Below are 16,123 nucleotides of genomic sequence, written 5' to 3'. Positions count from 1 at the left end.
CGCGCCTTAGAAGGGCATCTTGGGCATGCCCTTGCCCCCGCCCATGCGCTTCATCATCTTCATCAGGCCGCCGCCCTTCATCTTCTTCATCATCCCCTGCATCTGCTCGAACTCGTTGAGCAGGCGGTTGACTTCCTGAACCTGCACGCCGGCACCGGCAGCAATGCGGCGCTTGCGGGTGGCCTTGATGAGATCGGGCTTGCGGCGCTCCAGCGGCGTCATGCTCTGGATGATGCCTTCCTTGCGGCGGATGTCCTTCTCGGCCTTGTTCATATCGACCTGGCCGGCCTTGGCCTGCATCTGCGCGGGCAGCTTGTCCATCAGCTGCGACAGGCCACCCATGCTCTTCATCTGCTGGATCTGCGAGAGGAAGTCGTTCAAATCGAACCCCTCCCCGCTCTTGACCTTGGCCGCGAGCTTCTGCGCGGCCTGAATGTCGACGCCGGCCGTGACCTGCTCGACCAGCGCGACGATATCGCCCATGCCGAGAATGCGCCCGGCGTGGCGCTCGGCATCGAACACCTCGAGCCCGTCGATCTTCTCGCTGACGCCGGCAAACTTGATCGGCGCGCCAGTGATCTGGCGCACCGACAGCGCCGCGCCGCCGCGCGAGTCGCCGTCCAGCTTGGTCAGGATGATGCCGGTCAGCGGCAGGGCTTCCTTGAAGGCCTTGGCGGTGTTGACCGCGTCCTGCCCCTGCATGGCGTCCACCACGAACAGGGTCTCGACCGGGTTCAGCGCGGCGTGCAGTTCCTTGATCTCGCGCATCAGGACTTCGTCGATCGCCAGCCGGCCGGCCGTATCGACCAGCAGCACGTCGAAATACTGCCGCTTGGCGTAATCGAGCGCCGCCCGGGCGATGTCCACCGGCTTCTGGTCGGGTGAGCTGGGAAACCATTCGGCGCCCGCCTGGGCGGTCACCGTCTTGAGCTGCTCGATGGCGGCGGGGCGGTAGACGTCGCCCGACACGGTCAGCACCTTCTTCTTGCGCTTCTCGATCAGGTGCTTGGCCAGTTTGGCCGTCGTCGTGGTCTTGCCGGCGCCTTGCAGGCCGGCCATCAGGATCACGGCCGGCGGTTGCGCCTGCAGATTGATGTCCGAGACGCCCTGCCCCATGGTCGCGGCCAGCTCGCGGTTGACGATGCCCACCAGGGCCTGGCCCGGCGACAGCGAGCCCAGCACCTCGGCGCCCAACGCTTTTTCCTTGACGCGGGCGATGAAGTCGCGCACCACCGGCAGGGCGACGTCGGCTTCGAGCAGGGCCATGCGCACCTCGCGCAGCATGTCCTGCACGTTGGCTTCGGTGATGCGGGCCTGGCCGCGGATTTCCTTGGCCAGGCGCGAGAGTTTGTCTGTGAGGGCGGAGGCCATATAAATGCTTCGTGAGTGAAGCAAGGCTAAACTGTGGAACATGATTCTAGCCAGTGCGCCTGTCGCGACCGTGGTGCTGACCCTGGCCGCCGCGGCGGCCTACGCCGTTCCCGCGGCTGGTGCGGCACGCCTGTCCGAACAGGCCGCGCGCATGGCCCTGCTGGTTGCATGGCTGTTGCATGGGCTGGTTCTGGCCTGGGGCCTGCTCGGCGACCCGCCGCGTTTCGGCTTTGCCCCCGCGCTGTCGGTGACTGCGTGGCTGGTGCTCACCGTCTACGCAGTCGAACGCCAGCTCTTTCCGCAGCTGGAGGCGCGCTGGGCGCTGGCGGGTCTGGGTTCGGCCGCCGTGTTGCTGGCTTTGGTGTTCCCCGGCGCCGAGTTACATGTAAGTGCCTCTCCGTGGCTGCCCCTGCACTGGGCGCTGGGCATCGCCTCGTATGGCCTGTTCGCCGCGGCGGTCGTTCACGCCTGGCTGATGACGCGCGCCGAGAAGCAGATCCGCCAGGCGGCCGATCCTCACGCGGGCGTGCCGCTGCTGACTTTGGAGCGGCTCACCTTCCGCTTCGCGACGGCGGGCTTCGTGCTGCTGTCGGCCACCCTGCTGGCCGGGCTGCTATTCAGCGATTCGCTCTATGGCCGCGGCAACGCGGCGAAGTGGGACCATAAGACCGTGTTCTCGGTCATGGCGTGGCTGGTGTTCGCATTCCTGCTGCTGGGCCGGGCGCGCTTTGGCTGGCGCGGCCGCAAGGCGATTCGCGTTCTCTACACCGGCTCGGCCCTGCTGCTGCTGGCCTATGCAGGCTCCCGCTTCGTGCTCGAAGTGGTACTGAGGCGCGCATGAAATATCTGTTGGTGCTGGCCGTAGTGCTGGCGGTCATCTGGTTCGTGCGCAACCATCGCCGCTCGGACGAACCCAAGCAAGAACCGCCGCGGCAGGACGCCCTGGCCCCGCCGCAGGACATGGTGCGCTGCCCCGTCTGCTCGCTGCATCTGCCGCGCGCCGATGCCTTGCCCGGGCGCGACGGCCGGCTCTATTGCTGCGCGGACCACCGGCTGCGCGCGGAGGATTGAAGGTGCGGCAGCCCCCCTTCGTCACCTCTTCGACCTTCGAAGCCGCCGAGCTGACGCGCGACTCCTCGTTCGCGCGGCTGTGGCTGGGGTTCATGACCGCCCGCGTGGCGATCGCACTGGTGCTGCTGGCGCTGCTCAGCCTGCTCACGCTGGCACCGACGCTCAATATCAGCCGCTGGCTGATCGGCCTGTGCGCCACCTACCTGGCGGCGACCTTGGCCGTGCGGCTCTTCACCCGCCCCGCGCCACCCGGTCAGACTTTCGATCCCCAGTGGGTCTCGACCATCGGGGTGGACCTGGTGGCTTTTTCGACGCTGCAGTTCCTGCAAGCCGGCGGCATCAACTACTCGCCGCTGTTCGCCCTGCCCGTGCTCATGGGTTCGGTGCTGGGATCGCCGCTGCTCGCGCTGGGTACGGCGGCGGGCGTCACGCTGCTGTTGCTTACCGACGCCTGGCTGCATTCACTGAGTGCGAGCGGCGACACGGCGGCGCGCTTTCTGCAAGCCGGACTGACCGGCACCGGCTACTTCGCGCTGGCCGTGCTGGTCAACCAGCTGGCGGCCCGGCTGGCCCGCGAGGAAGAGGCCGCGCGCGTGGGCCAGCTCGCGGCGCGCATGCAGGCCCAGGTCAACGAGCTGGTCATAGAAACGCTGGCGGACGGCATTTTGGTGGTGGATCCGCAATTGCGCATCCACGCGGCCAACCCGGCGGCCGGCGCGCTGCTGGGCCTCGATCAAGGAGCCATGCGGTCCGGCTTCGGGCTTGCGATGCAGCCCGCCTGGGAGCCGCTGGTGGCGCTGGCGCAAACGACGTTTGCCGAACGCAATGCCCAGCTTGGCGAGGTCGAACTGGAAGCCCGCCGCATGCGGGTGCGAACCCGCCTCACCGCGTCGCACGATTACCACACCGACAGCCTTTGCGTGATCTTCCTGGAAGACCTGCGTGAGATCGAGGCGCGGCTGCGCACCGAGAAACTGGCCGCCATGGGCCGGATGTCGGCGGCCGTGGCCCACGAGATACGCAATCCGCTGGCGGCGATCGCGCAGGCGAATGCGCTGATGGAAGAGGACTTGCGCGAGCCCGCGCTCAAGCAGCTCAGCGCCCTGGTGCGCAAGAACGCCCAGCGGCTGGCCCAGATCGTCGAGGAAATCCTGGATGTCTCGCGCGTGCAGCATCGCAGCCCCAGCACCCCCGCTGCGCTCGAACTCGACCCCTCGCTGGCCGCGACCTGCAGCGACTGGGCGATGCAGACGCGCAGCGGCTCCAGGCTTCAACTGGCACTGGCGGCGCCCGGGGCCTTCGTGCCGTTCGAAGCCGATCACCTGCGCCGCATTCTGGTGAACCTGCTGGATAACGCGCTGCGCTATGCCGGCCAGAAACCCGATTCGATCCGCGTCTGGACCCAGATCGCCGCCGGCCAGGCCAGCATGCATGTATGGAGCGACGGCGCACCACTCACGCCTACCGTGCAACGCCACCTGTTCGAGCCGTTCTTTTCTTCGGAGAGCCGCTCCAGCGGGCTGGGCCTGTACATCTGCCGCGAGTTGTGCGAGCGCCACGGCGCCACGCTGGGGCATCAACGCAGCACCGCCGGTTCGGCCAGCAACGCGAGGGAAGGCAACGAATTCATCGTCAGATTCGGACCCGGTGCAACGCCTCTTGCGGGAGCGGCTTCATTTGACACAATAGCGGCCTGATGCCCGCTGCCTCCGCCACGCCCGCACAGGTCCTTGTCGTCGACGACGAGCCTGATCTGCGCACCCTGTACGAACTCACCCTGCTGCGCGAGGGCTACCGGGTCGATGCCGCCGGAACACTGGCCGAAGCCTGGACGCAGCTTCAGGACAAGAAGTTCGACGCGGTGATCACCGACATGCGCCTGCCCGATGGCCAGGGGCTGGAGCTGCTGCACCGCATGCTGGCCGAACAGCGGGGCGAGCGTTGCATCGTGATGACGGCCTACGGCTCGGCGGAGAACGCCGTCGAGGCGCTCAAGGCCGGAGCTTTCGACTACCTCACCAAACCGGTGGACCTGAAGCAATTCCGCAGTGTCGTGGCCTCGGCGATCCAGGACACCAACACCGCTGCGCGCGCTCGGCAACCTGCCGCCCCAGGAGTGCGCCAGGCCGGCAACGGCGGCGCCCCGGGCGCGCAAACCGCGCTGGAACGGCTGGTGGGCGGCTCCCAGCCCATGCGCGCGGTGAAGGAGCGCATTGCCAAGGTGGCCCGCAGCATGGCGCCGGTGCTGGTGCGTGGCGAGTCGGGCACCGGCAAGGAACTGGTGGCGCGCGCCATCCACGCCTGCAGCCATCGCGCCGACGGGCCCTTCGTCGCCGTGAACTGCAGCGCCATTCCCGAGTCGCTGCTGGAAGCCGAATTCTTCGGCGCGAAGAAGGGCTCCTACACCGGCTCCAACCAGGATCGCGAAGGCTACTTCCAGGCGGCGCGCGGCGGCACATTGTTCCTCGACGAGATCGGCGACCTGCCCCTGGCGATGCAATCGAAGCTGCTGCGCGCCATCCAGGAGCGCCAGGTCCGCGCGCTGGGCTCGACCCAGGAAGACGCCGTGGACGTTCGCGTCGTCAGCGCCACGCACAAGGACCTGGCGGCGGACGTGCACGCCGGGCGGTTTCGCCAGGACCTGTACTACCGCTTGAACGTCATCGAGATCCTGGTGCCACCGCTGCGCGAGCGCCGCGAGGACCTGCCTGCGCTGTGCGAAGCGCTGCTGGCGCGCATCGCGCAGGACTCCGGCATGCCGCTGCCTGTCTTGTCCCCGTCGGTGGTGCAGCAACTGTGCGACCACCCGCTGGGCGGCAACGTGCGCGAACTGGAGAACCTGCTGCACCGCGCGGTGGCCCTTTCCGATGGGGAGGAACTGCAGGTGGATTTCGCCCCCACCCAGGCGCCGACGGCCCTGCGCGAAGGTGCGCCGGCCGCCGTGGCCGCGGCCGCGCCAACCCCGCAACCCGCCGCCCTGCCCCACGCAGTGCCCGCAGACTTGCAGGCCTACCTGGACCAGCAGGAGCGCGAAATCCTGGTCAAGGCGCTGCACGAGAGCGGCTTCAACCGCACTGCCGCCGCGCAACGCCTGGGCCTGTCGCTGCGGCAGATCCGCTACCGCATCGCCCGCCTGGCCATCGCTGCTCCCAACGGGGACGAACCCAATGACGATCCGGTCTGAGTCGCCCGGCACGCTCTGGCGAGCCGGCTGGTACGGATTCGCGCACCGGCTCGCCTCGCCCAACTTCGGCCCGCGGCCCGCCAGCGCCCGGGTCGACCTGATCGTGGTGCATTCGATCAGCCTGCCGCCCGGCCAGTACGGCGGGGACGAAGTGCAACGGCTGTTCTCCAATACGCTGGACTGGAACGCGCATCCCTACTTCAAGAGCATCGAGGGCATGACGGTTTCGGCCCACTTCTATATCCGGCGCAATGGCGAGCTCTGGCAGTTCGTCAGCTGCGACGACCGCGCCTGGCATGCGGGCACTTCGAGCTACCGCGGGCGCGAGAATTGCAACGACGATTCCGTCGGCATCGAGCTGGAAGGCCTGGAAGGCGCCACGTTCGAGCCGGAGCAATACGAAGCGCTGGCCGGGCTGTGCGCCGCCATCGCGCAGCAATACCCGGTGCAGCACATCGCGGGCCACGAACACATCGCGCCCGGCCGCAAACGCGACCCCGGCGAAGGCTTCGACTGGGCGATGTTGCAGCGCAGCCTGGCCTGGCCAGACCAGTGTTTTCCCGGATAAAAATCGGCTTGGCGCGAACTTTTTTACGGCGCCAATGTAAAGAGACCGGCTCTGCGGTCGTACACTACCGGTAGTGGCTTGAATTCCTCGCACACCCTATATATAGTGTCTCAGCTGACCCAACTGCTGACCTAGAACACCCCCGGCCGATGCCCTTGAGCGGCACCGGCGTTTCAACAAAAATAGTGAAAGATCCAACCATGCAAACTGCTTTGAGCACCCCCACCGCTGCAAGCACTTTCGGCGCCGCCCCAGACAGCGCCGCGGCCGGCAGCACGGCCAACAATCCGCTGGCGCACTACCAGATCATCCGGCGCAACGGCGCCGTCGTGCCGTTCGAGCCGAACAAGATCGCCATCGCCATGATGAAGGCCTTCCTGGCGGTGCACGGCACCCAGGGCGCGGCTTCGGCCAGCGTGCGCGAGACGGTCGACGAACTCACCCAGGCCGTGATCCGTGCCCTGGTGCGTTCGCGCCCCGGCGGCGGCACCTTCCATATAGAAGACGTGCAGGACCAGGTCGAACTGGGCCTGATGCGCGGCGGCCACCACGACATCGCCCGCGCCTACGTGCTGTACCGCGACCGCCGTTCGCAGGAACGCGCCAAGCAGAACGTGCAGGAAGCGCCCAAGGCGCCGACGCTGCACGTGCTCGACGGCGGCCAGCGCATCCCGCTGGACATGGACCACCTGAAGGGCCTGATCATCTCGGCCTGCCAGAACCTGGGCGCCGACGTCAAGCCCGACCCGATCATGGCCGAGACCATGCGCAACCTGTACGACGGCGTCCCGATGGACGAGGTCTACAAGGCTTCCATCCTGGCCGCCCGCACGCTGATCGAAAAGGACCCGGACTACACCTACGCCACGGCTCGCCTGCTGCTGCACACCATCTTCAAGGAAGTGCTGGGCCGCGACCTGCCGCCGTCCGAGATGGCGCAGAGCTACGCCGACTACTTCCCCGGCTTCATCAAGCGGGGCGTCGAGAACGAACTGCTGGACGAGAAGCTGCTGCAGTACGACCTGAAGAAGCTGGGCGCCGCGCTCAAGGCCGAACGCGACCTGAAGTTCGACTACCTGGGCCTGCAGACCCTGTACGACCGCTACTTCCTGCACGTGCGCAAGACCCGGATCGAGCTGCCCCAGGCTTTCTTCATGCGGGTGGCCATGGGCCTGTCGCTGAACGAGATCGACCGCGAAGCCCGCGCCATCGAGTTCTACGAAGTGCTGTCCAGCTTCGACTTCATGTCCAGCACGCCGACGCTGTTCAACGCCGGCACCCTGCGCTCGCAGCTGTCCTCCTGCTACCTGACCACGGTGCCGGACGACCTGGACGGCATCTATGAGTCGATCAAGGAAAACGCCCTCCTGTCCAAGTTCGCGGGCGGCCTGGGCAACGACTGGACCCGGGTGCGCGCGCTCGGCTCCCATATCAAGGGCACCAACGGCGAATCGCAGGGCGTGGTGCCGTTCCTGAAGGTCGTCAACGACACGGCCGTGGCCGTGAACCAGGGCGGCAAGCGCAAGGGCGCGGTCTGCACCTACCTCGAGTCCTGGCACCTCGACATCGAAGAGTTCCTGGAGCTGCGCAAGAACACCGGCGACGACCGCCGCCGCACGCACGACATGAACACGGCCAACTGGATCCCCGACCTGTTCATGCGCCGGGTCATGGAAAAGGGCGAGTGGACCCTGTTCTCGCCCTCCAACGTGCCCGACCTGCACGACAAGTTCGGCGTCGATTTCGAGAAGGCCTATGTGGCCTACGAGGAAAAGGCCAAGCGCGGCGAGATCAAGCCCAGCAAGACGGTGCAGGCCACCGACATGTGGCGCAAGATGCTCAGCATGCTGTTCGAGACCGGCCATCCCTGGATCACCTTCAAGGACGCCTGCAACATCCGCTCGCCCCAGCAGCACGCCGGCGTGGTGCACTCGTCCAACCTGTGCACCGAGATCACGCTCAACACCAGCGACACCGAGACGGCCGTCTGCAACCTGGGTTCGGTGAACCTGCTGCAGCACCTGAAGGACGGCGCTGTCGACCACGACAAGCTCAAGAAGACGATCATCACGGCGATGCGCATGCTCGACAACGTGATCGACATCAACTACTACGCCGTCAAGAAGGCCCGCGACTCCAACATGCGGCATCGCCCGGTCGGCCTGGGGGTGATGGGCTTCCAGGATGCGCTGTACGAATTGCGCATTCCCTACGCCTCCGAGCAGGCCGTGGAGTTCGCCGACAAGTCCATGGAGGCGGTCTGCTACCACGCCTACTGGGCCTCGACCGAGCTGGCCCGCGAGCGCGGCAAATACTCCAGCTACAAGGGCTCGCTGTGGGACAAGGGCGTGCTGCCGCTGGACACGCTGGAGCTGCTGGCCAAGGAGCGCGGCGGTTATGTCGAGGTCGACCGTTCGGCCTCGCTGGACTGGGAAGCCCTGCGCAAGAAGATCGCCAAGGACGGCATGCGCAACTCCAACTGCGTCGCCATCGCTCCGACGGCGACCATCTCCAACATCATCGGCGTCGACGCCTCCATCGAGCCTTGCTTCGGCAATCTGTCGGTCAAGTCCAACCTGTCGGGCGAGTTCACGGTCATCAATCACTACCTGGTGCGCGACCTGAAGCGCCTGGGCCTGTGGGACGACGTGATGGTCATGGACCTCAAGCATTTCGACGGCTCGCTGCGCCCCATCGATCGCGTGCCGCAGGAAGTCAAGGCGCTCTACGCGACGGCTTTCGAGGTCGAGCCGGTGTGGCTGGTCGAGGCCGCAGCGCGCCGCCAGAAGTGGATCGACCAGGCGCAGTCGCTCAATATCTATATGGCGGGCGCCTCGGGCAAGAAGCTCGACGACACCTACAAGCTGGCCTGGCTGCGCGGCCTGAAGACGACCTACTACCTGCGCACGACGAGCGCCACGCACGCCGAGAAATCCACGGTGCAATCCGGCCGCCTGAACGCTGTGTCGTCGGGTGGAGCGCAAGGCGGAATGAGCGCGCTCGACGCTGCCGCAGCAGCGGCCGCATCGCAGATGAATGCAGCGGCGCCGGCGACCGACATCAAGTTCTGCGCGATCGACGATCCCGGTTGCGAAGCCTGCCAATGACGACGCACATCGCGAAAATTTGTCGGTGTTCTCTGACACATCGCGATGCAATTGAGCAACACAATCGGGTAGTGATGTGAACGGACACTTTGCAATTCACATCACTGCTCACATAATCCGAGCATTGGAAAACTTATGTTGACCTGGGACGAAGAAGTCAAGCCCACATCGCCAGCCCCGAATAGCGGTTCGTTCACGAACCGTGAGGCGACTCACTCCCCCGATATTCCTCAGCCCGCGCTGCGCACGCTCGACGACGCCGCGCTCGCACCCGCTGCGCCGGCACGTACCACCGCCGCACAGCCCGCCGTCCAGCGCCGCGTCAAGGCCGCCGACAAACGAATCATCAACGGCCAGACCGACGTCAACCAGCTGGTGCCTTTCAAGTACAAGTGGGCCTGGGAAAAATACCTGTCCACCTGCTCCAACCACTGGATGCCGCAGGAAGTGAACATGACGCGCGACATCGCGTTGTGGAAAGACCCGAACGGCCTGACCGAAGACGAGCGCCGCGTGATCAAGCGCAACCTCGGTTTCTTCGTCACCGCCGACTCGCTGGCCGCCAACAACATCGTGCTGGGCACCTACCGCCACATCACGGCGCCCGAGTGCCGCCAGTTCCTGCTGCGCCAGGCGTTCGAGGAAGCGATCCACACCCACGCCTACCAGTACATCGTCGAGTCGCTGGGCCTGGACGAGGCGGAGATCTTCAACGCCTACAACGAGATCCCGTCGATCCGCGACAAGGACCAGTTCCTGATCCCCTTCATCGAGGCGATCAGCGATCCCCACTTCCACACCGGGACGCACGAGAACGACCAGACGCTGCTCAAGAGCCTGATCGTCTTCGCCTGCCTGATGGAAGGCCTGTTCTTCTACGTCGGCTTCACCCAGATCCTGGCACTGGGCCGGCAGAACAAGATGACCGGTGCTGCCGAGCAGTACCAGTACATCCTGCGCGACGAGTCGATGCACTGCAACTTCGGCATCGACCTGATCAACCAGCTCAAGCTCGAGAACCCGCACCTCTGGACCTCGGAATTCAAGGCCGAGATCAAGGCGCTGTTCCAGAAGGCGGTCGAGCTCGAATACCGCTATGCCGAGGACACCATGCCGCGTGGCGTGCTTGGCCTCAATGCCTCCATGTTCAAGGGCTACCTGCGCTACATCGCGAACCGCCGCGCCACGCAGATCGGCCTGGAAGCGCTCTTCCCCAACGAGGAAAATCCTTTCCCGTGGATGAGCGAAATGATTGACCTGAAGAAAGAGCGCAATTTCTTCGAAACCCGCGTGATCGAGTACCAGACGGGTGGAGCGCTTTCCTGGGATTGAGCAGGAACAGGTTGGAGATTCGTCCGCTTTGATGACCGGCCACAAGAGCACGGCGCAAAGCGGGCAACGGTGTTCATGATGCTGGGCTTCGGCCCAACCTCATGGATCGCTCTGTGCAATCCAACAAGCATGGAGTGCTTCTTTGGTTGATGTTGATCAACTTGAACAGGAGATAGATATGGCAACTGCAAAAAAACCGGCCGCTAAGAAGGCCACCGCGAAACGTCCCGCCGCCAAGAAGTCCGCGGCCAAGAAGGCACCTGCGAAGAAGGTAGCCGCGAAGAAGGCTCCGGCGAAGAAGGCCGCAGCGAAGCGCCCGGCAGCCAAGAAGACGGCTGCCAAGAAGGCTCCGGCGAAGAAGGCCGCAGCCAAGAAGGCGCCTGCGAAGAAAGCGGCAGCCAAGAAGACCACGGCCAAAAAGGCCGCGGCCAAGAAGCCCGCTGCCAAGAAAAGGCCTGCGGCCAAAAAAGCAGCGAAAAAGCCCGCTGCGAAGAAAGCAGCGAAAAAGCCCGCTGCCAAACCGGTAGCCAAGGCGGCGCCTGCTGCTCCGGCCATGCCGGCGGCGCAGACCACGCTGAACCCGCAGGCTGCCTGGCCGTTTCCGACGGCCAGCAAGCCCTAAGGCGAAAAGCGGTCTTGCCGCAAGGCAAGTTCGTTCTTCCGCTTCAAGCCCGGTACCGAAAGGTGCCGGGCTTTTTCATGCCTGAGCGGCCGAGCGGTCGTTGATGCGGCGCAGCGGTGAACCGACGGCCGCGACCAGGGCCGTCAGCACCAGCAGGGCGCCACTGGCAGCGAATAGTTGCGGCAGCGTAATGCTGCGCAGCAGCCAGCCGGTCACCGCCGAGGCCATCGGCACCAGGCCCATGAAGATGAACATGAACAGGGCCATCCCCCGGCCCAGGAGCGCCGGCGGCAGGCGCCGTTGCAGCCAGGTGAACACCCTCACCTGCATGAACCCGCCCAGCATCCCGATGGTGCCCATCAGCAGCGCCCCCTGCCAAGCCGCGCCGATATGGCCCATGGGCATGAACAACAGGCCGATGACCACGTCCAGAACCAGCATAGTGGTGCCCAGGGTGCCCAGCCGCAGCTGCGGTTTCGCGCCGGAGATTCCCATCCCCAGCAGCGTTCCCGCTCCGTGCGCGCCCAGCATCAGGCCGAGCGCCGAGGCGCCCAGCCCGGCCTGGGTGCTGGCCAGCACCGGCAAGGCGATGTGCAGCGGCCCCATCACCAGGATCGCGACGGCGGCCCAGTACAAATAGCAGGTGCGCAACTCGGCATCACGGCCGATGTAGCCCAGGCCCTGGCGGATGGAGGTCCACACGGCCACCGGCGCCGGCTGCGTGCCCTCATTCGCGTTTCTGGTAACCACGTGCGAAAGCGTCCAGGCCGAGGCGGCAAAACTGAACGCGTCGAAGGCGAAGGCGATCGCGATGCCTTTCGCATCGGCCATGTGGGTGCCCCCGCCGTCGCCGAACAAGGCGATCAGCAGGCCGGCCAGCAAGGGCCCGAGGAACATGCTGAACTGGCGCAGTCCCAGCATCACGCTGTTGGCGCCACCCAGGTGCTCCGGCCTCACCGCATGCGGCAGCATGGCGGTGGCCGACGGGATGCTGAAGGCGGTGGCCACGCCGATGCCGAGTGACAGCGCATAGATGACCGGCAGGGTCAGCGCCCCGGAGAACACGCCGGCGGCCAGCAGACCGAGCAGCACCGCGTTGACGTGCTTGGTCCACATCAGGACCTGCTTGGGGGAATGGCGGTCCACCATCGCCCCACCCACCAGGATGAACAGGGCGCGCGGCACGCTGATCAGGGCCAGCACGGTTCCCAGCACCAGCGTATCGCCGGTCATCTTCAGCACCAGCCAGGGCAGCGCGATCAGGGTGAACTGGTCGCCCAGCATGGACACCGCGGCGCCCGAAGTCAGCCAGAAGAAGTTGCGGTCGCGAAACAGGGCGGCGCGCGCCGCTTTGGTATCGGTCATGGAGGGCACTGTAGACCCTCACGTCACGTGAGGGTCAAGCGCTTTCCGAGCGATTCGCGCAGATAGGCGCTGAGATGCTCGCCCAGCACGGAGCCGGCCCGCAGCAGGGGCTCGCAGGCATACGCCTGCATCAGGCGGCCGCGCACACTGGCGTCGTGGTTGACCAGGCGATCGATGAGTGCCTGCCACTTTTGCGCGGCGGCCCCGGCTTGTGCGCTGGCGGCCGGCACGCCTTGCGCCAGAAGGCTCTCGACCTCGGCCGCGAGGGCGCGCCAATCGGCCTCGGGCACATGGCAGAAACGCCGGATCTCCGCCAGCGTGACATACCTGGTCAGCAAGCCCATGCGCAGCTCGATGGTCTTGGAGATGTATTCGATCATGTCGGACTGGGGCGCGCCCTTGCGGCCGTGCGCGGAAGGCTCCTTCTCGTACATCTCACCCCAGCGGTCGATCAGGTCGAAGTTGCCGTCCATCCAGCGCAGCATCAGGCTCATCCAGCGCTGCGCCAGCGGCTGCACCTGCGGCGCGTCATGGGCGAGGCCCGCGTCCATCGCGGCGCGCACGGCGTCGACCAGCGGCTGCCAGTCGGCATCCACCAGCTTCCAGTTGGCGAAAATGGTCTTGAGCTCGGCGGCGCTGAAGTACTTGCCGTAAGTCGTCATCAGCGCCAACGTGTCCAGCCAGGCCGCGATGCCGGGTTCGCCGCCCTGGGCCAGCTCGGCTTGCAGCAGGTCCAGACGGCTGCGCAGCTCGCTGGCCTGGGCGATTTCATGATCCAGCGCCCGCATCTGCTGCTCGATGATCAGCGTGGGCGAGGTCCCGGCGCCGTCCAGCATGGCGGCGATGTCGCCCAGCGCGAAGCCCAGGTGGCGCAGCGCCTGGATGCCGTGCAACCGGGCCACGTCGGTGCGGCTGTACAGGCGGTAGCCGGAATCGGATCGGCCGGAAGGCTTGAGCAGCCCGATCTCGTCGTAATGGTGCAGCGTGCGCACCGTGAGCCCGGTGTGCTTGGCCAATTCGCCCACCTTGAGCAGCATGGCTAGCGCTCGCCGGCCGCCAGCGCCATGCGCCGGCGCAACCGCTGCGCCTCCTCGGGTGCGCCGGCCTGTTCGGCCCGCTGCGCGGCAACGCCCAGCCAGGCCAGGAGCGGCCGTCGCCATCCTTGCGCGGAGGCCGTGTCTGCCGCCAGCGCCAGCAGATCGGGCGTGGCCTGGTTGCGGCGGAACAAGACGCCGGCGGCGATCAGGCGAGCGACCGGGTCCTCGATCGCCTTCACGGCGGCAGCCCCGCCCTGCGCCGAGGCCGCAGCCCGGTGTTGGGGCGGCAGCAAGGCCACGTCCGCCGGCGCGATGGTTCCCGCCACGTAGTCGGCATAGGCGCGCTCAGCCGCGGGCGAATCGGCGCGCAGTCGCTCGAATCCTTCGCAGGGCTCGAAGACCAGGCTGGCAACGCGCAGCGCGCAGCGGGTCAGTTCGGCCCGCGCCACCAGGCCCGGCTGGCCCGTGCTCTCCAGTTCGTTGCGGGCACGCTCGAACTCGGAAGCTTCCACCCGCGCATTGCCGCCCAGGTAGGCCTTGGCATAGCGCTCCAGGGCGCCGTGCGCGTTCATTTGCCAGTCGGGCTCGCGTGGCTTGCTGCCACAGCCGGCGAGTGCGAGGGACAGCGCGAGCAACAGGATCAATCTCATGGCAGCTTCACCTCGGTTTCGCGGGCGAACGGCCACTTGCGGTTCAGCTCATTGATCATGCCTTCGATCTTGCGCAAGTTGGCCTCGACGTCGGCACGCAGCGCGCCCAGGTCGCCGGTGGCGCCCTTCACATCGGCGCCTATGCCTTGCGCCTCGACCAGCACGGCGTCCACCTTCTTCAGGCTGGTCCGCGTTTCGGCCAGCAGGCCATTGAGCTGCACCACTGTCGCGCGGGCTTCCTTCATCACGCCCTCGGGGCCGAACACCTGGGTATCGGCCTTGCCCACCAGGCCGTCCAGGCGCGCCAGCAAGGCATTGGCCCGATCCAGCGCCAGCACCAGTTTCTGGGCATCCGCGTCATTGCCGAGGACGGCGCCCATCGCACCGTGCGGGCCCTTGAGTTTTTCGGTAACGTCGCGCACGTTGGCCAGCGAGGTGCGCAGCGCAGCGTCCTGGGCCGTGATGGCGCTGAGGTTCTCCAAGGTTTCCTTGGCGGCCGCGAGCACGCGGGGAAGCTCCGCCGTCGCGTCGCCGCGCAGCACCGGCCGCTGCGCCCCATCGGGCAGCGGCGGGTCGGTCAGGATGCCGGTGAAGGCGCGGATGTTGGTGCCGCCCACCAGCCCGCGCACCAGCGTGAAGATGCTGGTGGTGCGCAGCCAATGCGCATCCTTCTGGGCCACATCGACCACGATGTGCACGTTGCCGGATTCGGCCAGCTCCACCCGGTGGACGCGGCCGATGGGAAATCCGGAGAACGTCATGTCCATGCCCACCACCACGCCCTCGGAGTCATCGGTCACCAGCACCAGCTTCTGGGTGGGTTCGAACACGCCGCGCGCATACAGCAGGTACAGCGCGGAGCCTGCGACCAGCAGCGCCGTGAAGATGAGCAGGGCCGTGGCCTTGAGTTCGAGGTGCTTGACGGGCTTGGTGACCGTGGGCTCGGAGTTCTGGACCGGTGTGTCGGGCTTTTCTTGCATCGCCATCAGGTGTAGTTGCCGGCCAGGGTAGCCGCTTCCAGCAGCAGGAGCACGGCGAACATGCGCACCAGGCCCTGCAGGGCCGCGCTCTCGCGCGAGCCGTCGCCTTCCACGTCGTACAGGCCCGAAGCCATCGGGATGATGGAAACCGCGAGGCTGAAGAACAGCGTCTTGAGCACGAATATCAGCGCCACGGACCCGGTGAAGACATGCCCGAAGACATGGGTGTAGGCCGCGATGCCCGCCGAAGTCCAGCCATAGACCGCCAGATAGGCCAGCACCATCGCCACCACGCAGCTCAGCGCGGCCAGGGTGATGGTGGTAAAGATGCCTGCCAGCGCACGTGGCAGCGCCTGCGTCACCACCGGATCGATGCCCTGGCGCCGCAGCGCGTCGAAATGCCCCAGGCGCCTCATCTCGGCCAGCGCCGCGCCGTTGGGGATGGTGCAGCGCAATGCGACGAAGAGCGCCGCCGTCAGTGGGATGAGCTCCAGCACCAGCACCCGGATCACCATCTCCAGCGCGTAGCGCGACAAGCCATAACTCAGCGCGGTCACGACCACGATGCGCGTGATCACAAGGGTCAGCAGGGCGCACATGCCCGTGAACCACCAGAGGATGGGCGCCGTGTCCAGGTAGATGTGGCGGATCAGGGCGGAGCGGGTCTCGCGCACATAACTCGACGGCGACATCGCCAGCACCAGGATCGACGCACCGAAAAAAATAATGCGCCACCAGCCGGCCAGCCAGCGCAACGGCGCGCCGCCGGCGTGACCGAGCCGCTGCATGCTGAAGGGTGTTGTCATGGCCTGGAATGATAGGCCAGCCGCAAGCGA

Annotated in this window: 14 protein-coding genes; 8 read left to right on the top strand and 6 right to left on the bottom strand. The window is 66.3% G+C overall.

Annotation, left to right across the window (positions count from 1 at the left end; translation table 11 throughout):
• Positions 1–6: 6 nt before the first annotated feature.
• Positions 7–1,371 carry a signal recognition particle protein gene (gene ffh / locus HNE04_RS25040; RefSeq protein ID WP_172225717.1) on the bottom strand — a complete coding sequence of 455 codons (1,365 nt, stop codon included), beginning with the start codon at positions 1,369–1,371 and terminating at the stop codon, positions 7–9.
• A gap of 40 nt (positions 1,372–1,411) precedes the next feature.
• Here ffh and HNE04_RS25035 point away from each other — a divergent pair, with 40 nt between their 5' ends.
• From HNE04_RS25035 to HNE04_RS25000, 8 genes are all read left to right on the top strand, one after another.
• Positions 1,412–2,212, top strand: coding sequence for a cytochrome C assembly family protein (locus tag HNE04_RS25035; protein WP_172225714.1), 801 nt, complete (start codon positions 1,412–1,414; stop codon positions 2,210–2,212).
• Positions 2,209–2,442, top strand: coding sequence for a PP0621 family protein (locus HNE04_RS25030; protein ID WP_172225711.1), 234 nt, complete (start codon positions 2,209–2,211; stop codon positions 2,440–2,442). The genes HNE04_RS25035 and HNE04_RS25030 overlap by 4 nt, the downstream gene beginning before the upstream one ends.
• A 2-nt stretch (positions 2,443–2,444) precedes the next feature.
• Positions 2,445–4,139, top strand: a complete 1,695-nt coding sequence (locus HNE04_RS25025) for a sensor histidine kinase (RefSeq protein WP_328700412.1) — start codon at positions 2,445–2,447, stop codon at positions 4,137–4,139.
• The gene (locus HNE04_RS25020) at positions 4,139–5,626 is read left to right on the top strand and encodes a sigma-54-dependent transcriptional regulator (RefSeq protein WP_172225708.1); all 1,488 of its coding nucleotides are present in this window, start codon (positions 4,139–4,141) and stop codon (positions 5,624–5,626) included. The genes HNE04_RS25025 and HNE04_RS25020 overlap by 1 nt, the downstream gene beginning before the upstream one ends.
• Positions 5,610–6,194: a 1,6-anhydro-N-acetylmuramyl-L-alanine amidase AmpD gene (ampD, locus tag HNE04_RS25015; protein WP_172225705.1), complete on the top strand. Its 585-nt coding sequence runs from the start codon at positions 5,610–5,612 to the stop codon at positions 6,192–6,194. Before HNE04_RS25020 ends, ampD begins: the two co-directional genes overlap by 17 nt.
• Before the next feature lie 200 nt (positions 6,195–6,394).
• Positions 6,395–9,301, top strand: coding sequence for a ribonucleoside-diphosphate reductase subunit alpha (locus HNE04_RS25010; protein WP_172225703.1), 2,907 nt, complete (start codon positions 6,395–6,397; stop codon positions 9,299–9,301).
• A 135-nt stretch (positions 9,302–9,436) separates the two neighbouring features.
• Positions 9,437–10,633: a ribonucleotide-diphosphate reductase subunit beta gene (locus HNE04_RS25005; protein ID WP_172225700.1), complete on the top strand. Its 1,197-nt coding sequence runs from the start codon at positions 9,437–9,439 to the stop codon at positions 10,631–10,633.
• 178 nt (positions 10,634–10,811) lie between these two features.
• A complete protein-coding gene (locus tag HNE04_RS25000) occupies positions 10,812–11,255 on the top strand; it encodes a histone H1-like DNA-binding protein (RefSeq protein WP_172225697.1) in 444 nt (147 codons plus the stop codon).
• A 75-nt stretch (positions 11,256–11,330) separates the two neighbouring features.
• Here HNE04_RS25000 and HNE04_RS24995 read toward each other — a convergent pair whose 3' ends face one another.
• From HNE04_RS24995 to HNE04_RS24975, 5 genes are read right to left on the bottom strand one after another with little or no spacing between them, the layout of a single operon-like run.
• Positions 11,331–12,620, bottom strand: a complete 1,290-nt coding sequence (locus HNE04_RS24995) for an MFS transporter (protein ID WP_172225694.1) — start codon at positions 12,618–12,620, stop codon at positions 11,331–11,333.
• 23 nt (positions 12,621–12,643) lie between these two features.
• Positions 12,644–13,657 carry a MerR family transcriptional regulator gene (locus HNE04_RS24990; RefSeq protein ID WP_172225691.1) on the bottom strand — a complete coding sequence of 338 codons (1,014 nt, stop codon included), beginning with the start codon at positions 13,655–13,657 and terminating at the stop codon, positions 12,644–12,646.
• Positions 13,658–13,659: 2 nt separating this feature from the next.
• A complete protein-coding gene (locus tag HNE04_RS24985; RefSeq protein ID WP_172225688.1) occupies positions 13,660–14,307 on the bottom strand; it encodes a hypothetical protein in 648 nt (215 codons plus the stop codon).
• Entirely contained in the window at positions 14,304–15,293 is a 990-nt protein-coding gene (locus HNE04_RS24980) for an MlaD family protein (RefSeq protein WP_235965402.1), read from the bottom strand. Before HNE04_RS24980 ends, HNE04_RS24985 begins: the two co-directional genes overlap by 4 nt.
• A complete protein-coding gene (locus HNE04_RS24975; RefSeq protein ID WP_172225685.1) occupies positions 15,293–16,093 on the bottom strand; it encodes an MlaE family ABC transporter permease in 801 nt (266 codons plus the stop codon). Before HNE04_RS24975 ends, HNE04_RS24980 begins: the two co-directional genes overlap by 1 nt.
• Between the last annotated feature and the right edge of the window lie 30 nt (positions 16,094–16,123).

This window comes from Caenimonas soli (genome assembly GCF_013155545.1).
Taxonomy (GTDB): domain Bacteria; phylum Pseudomonadota; class Gammaproteobacteria; order Burkholderiales; family Burkholderiaceae_C; genus Ramlibacter; species Ramlibacter soli.
Note: the sequence above shows the minus strand (reverse complement) of the source record. Positions and strands in the feature narration are given on the sequence as shown.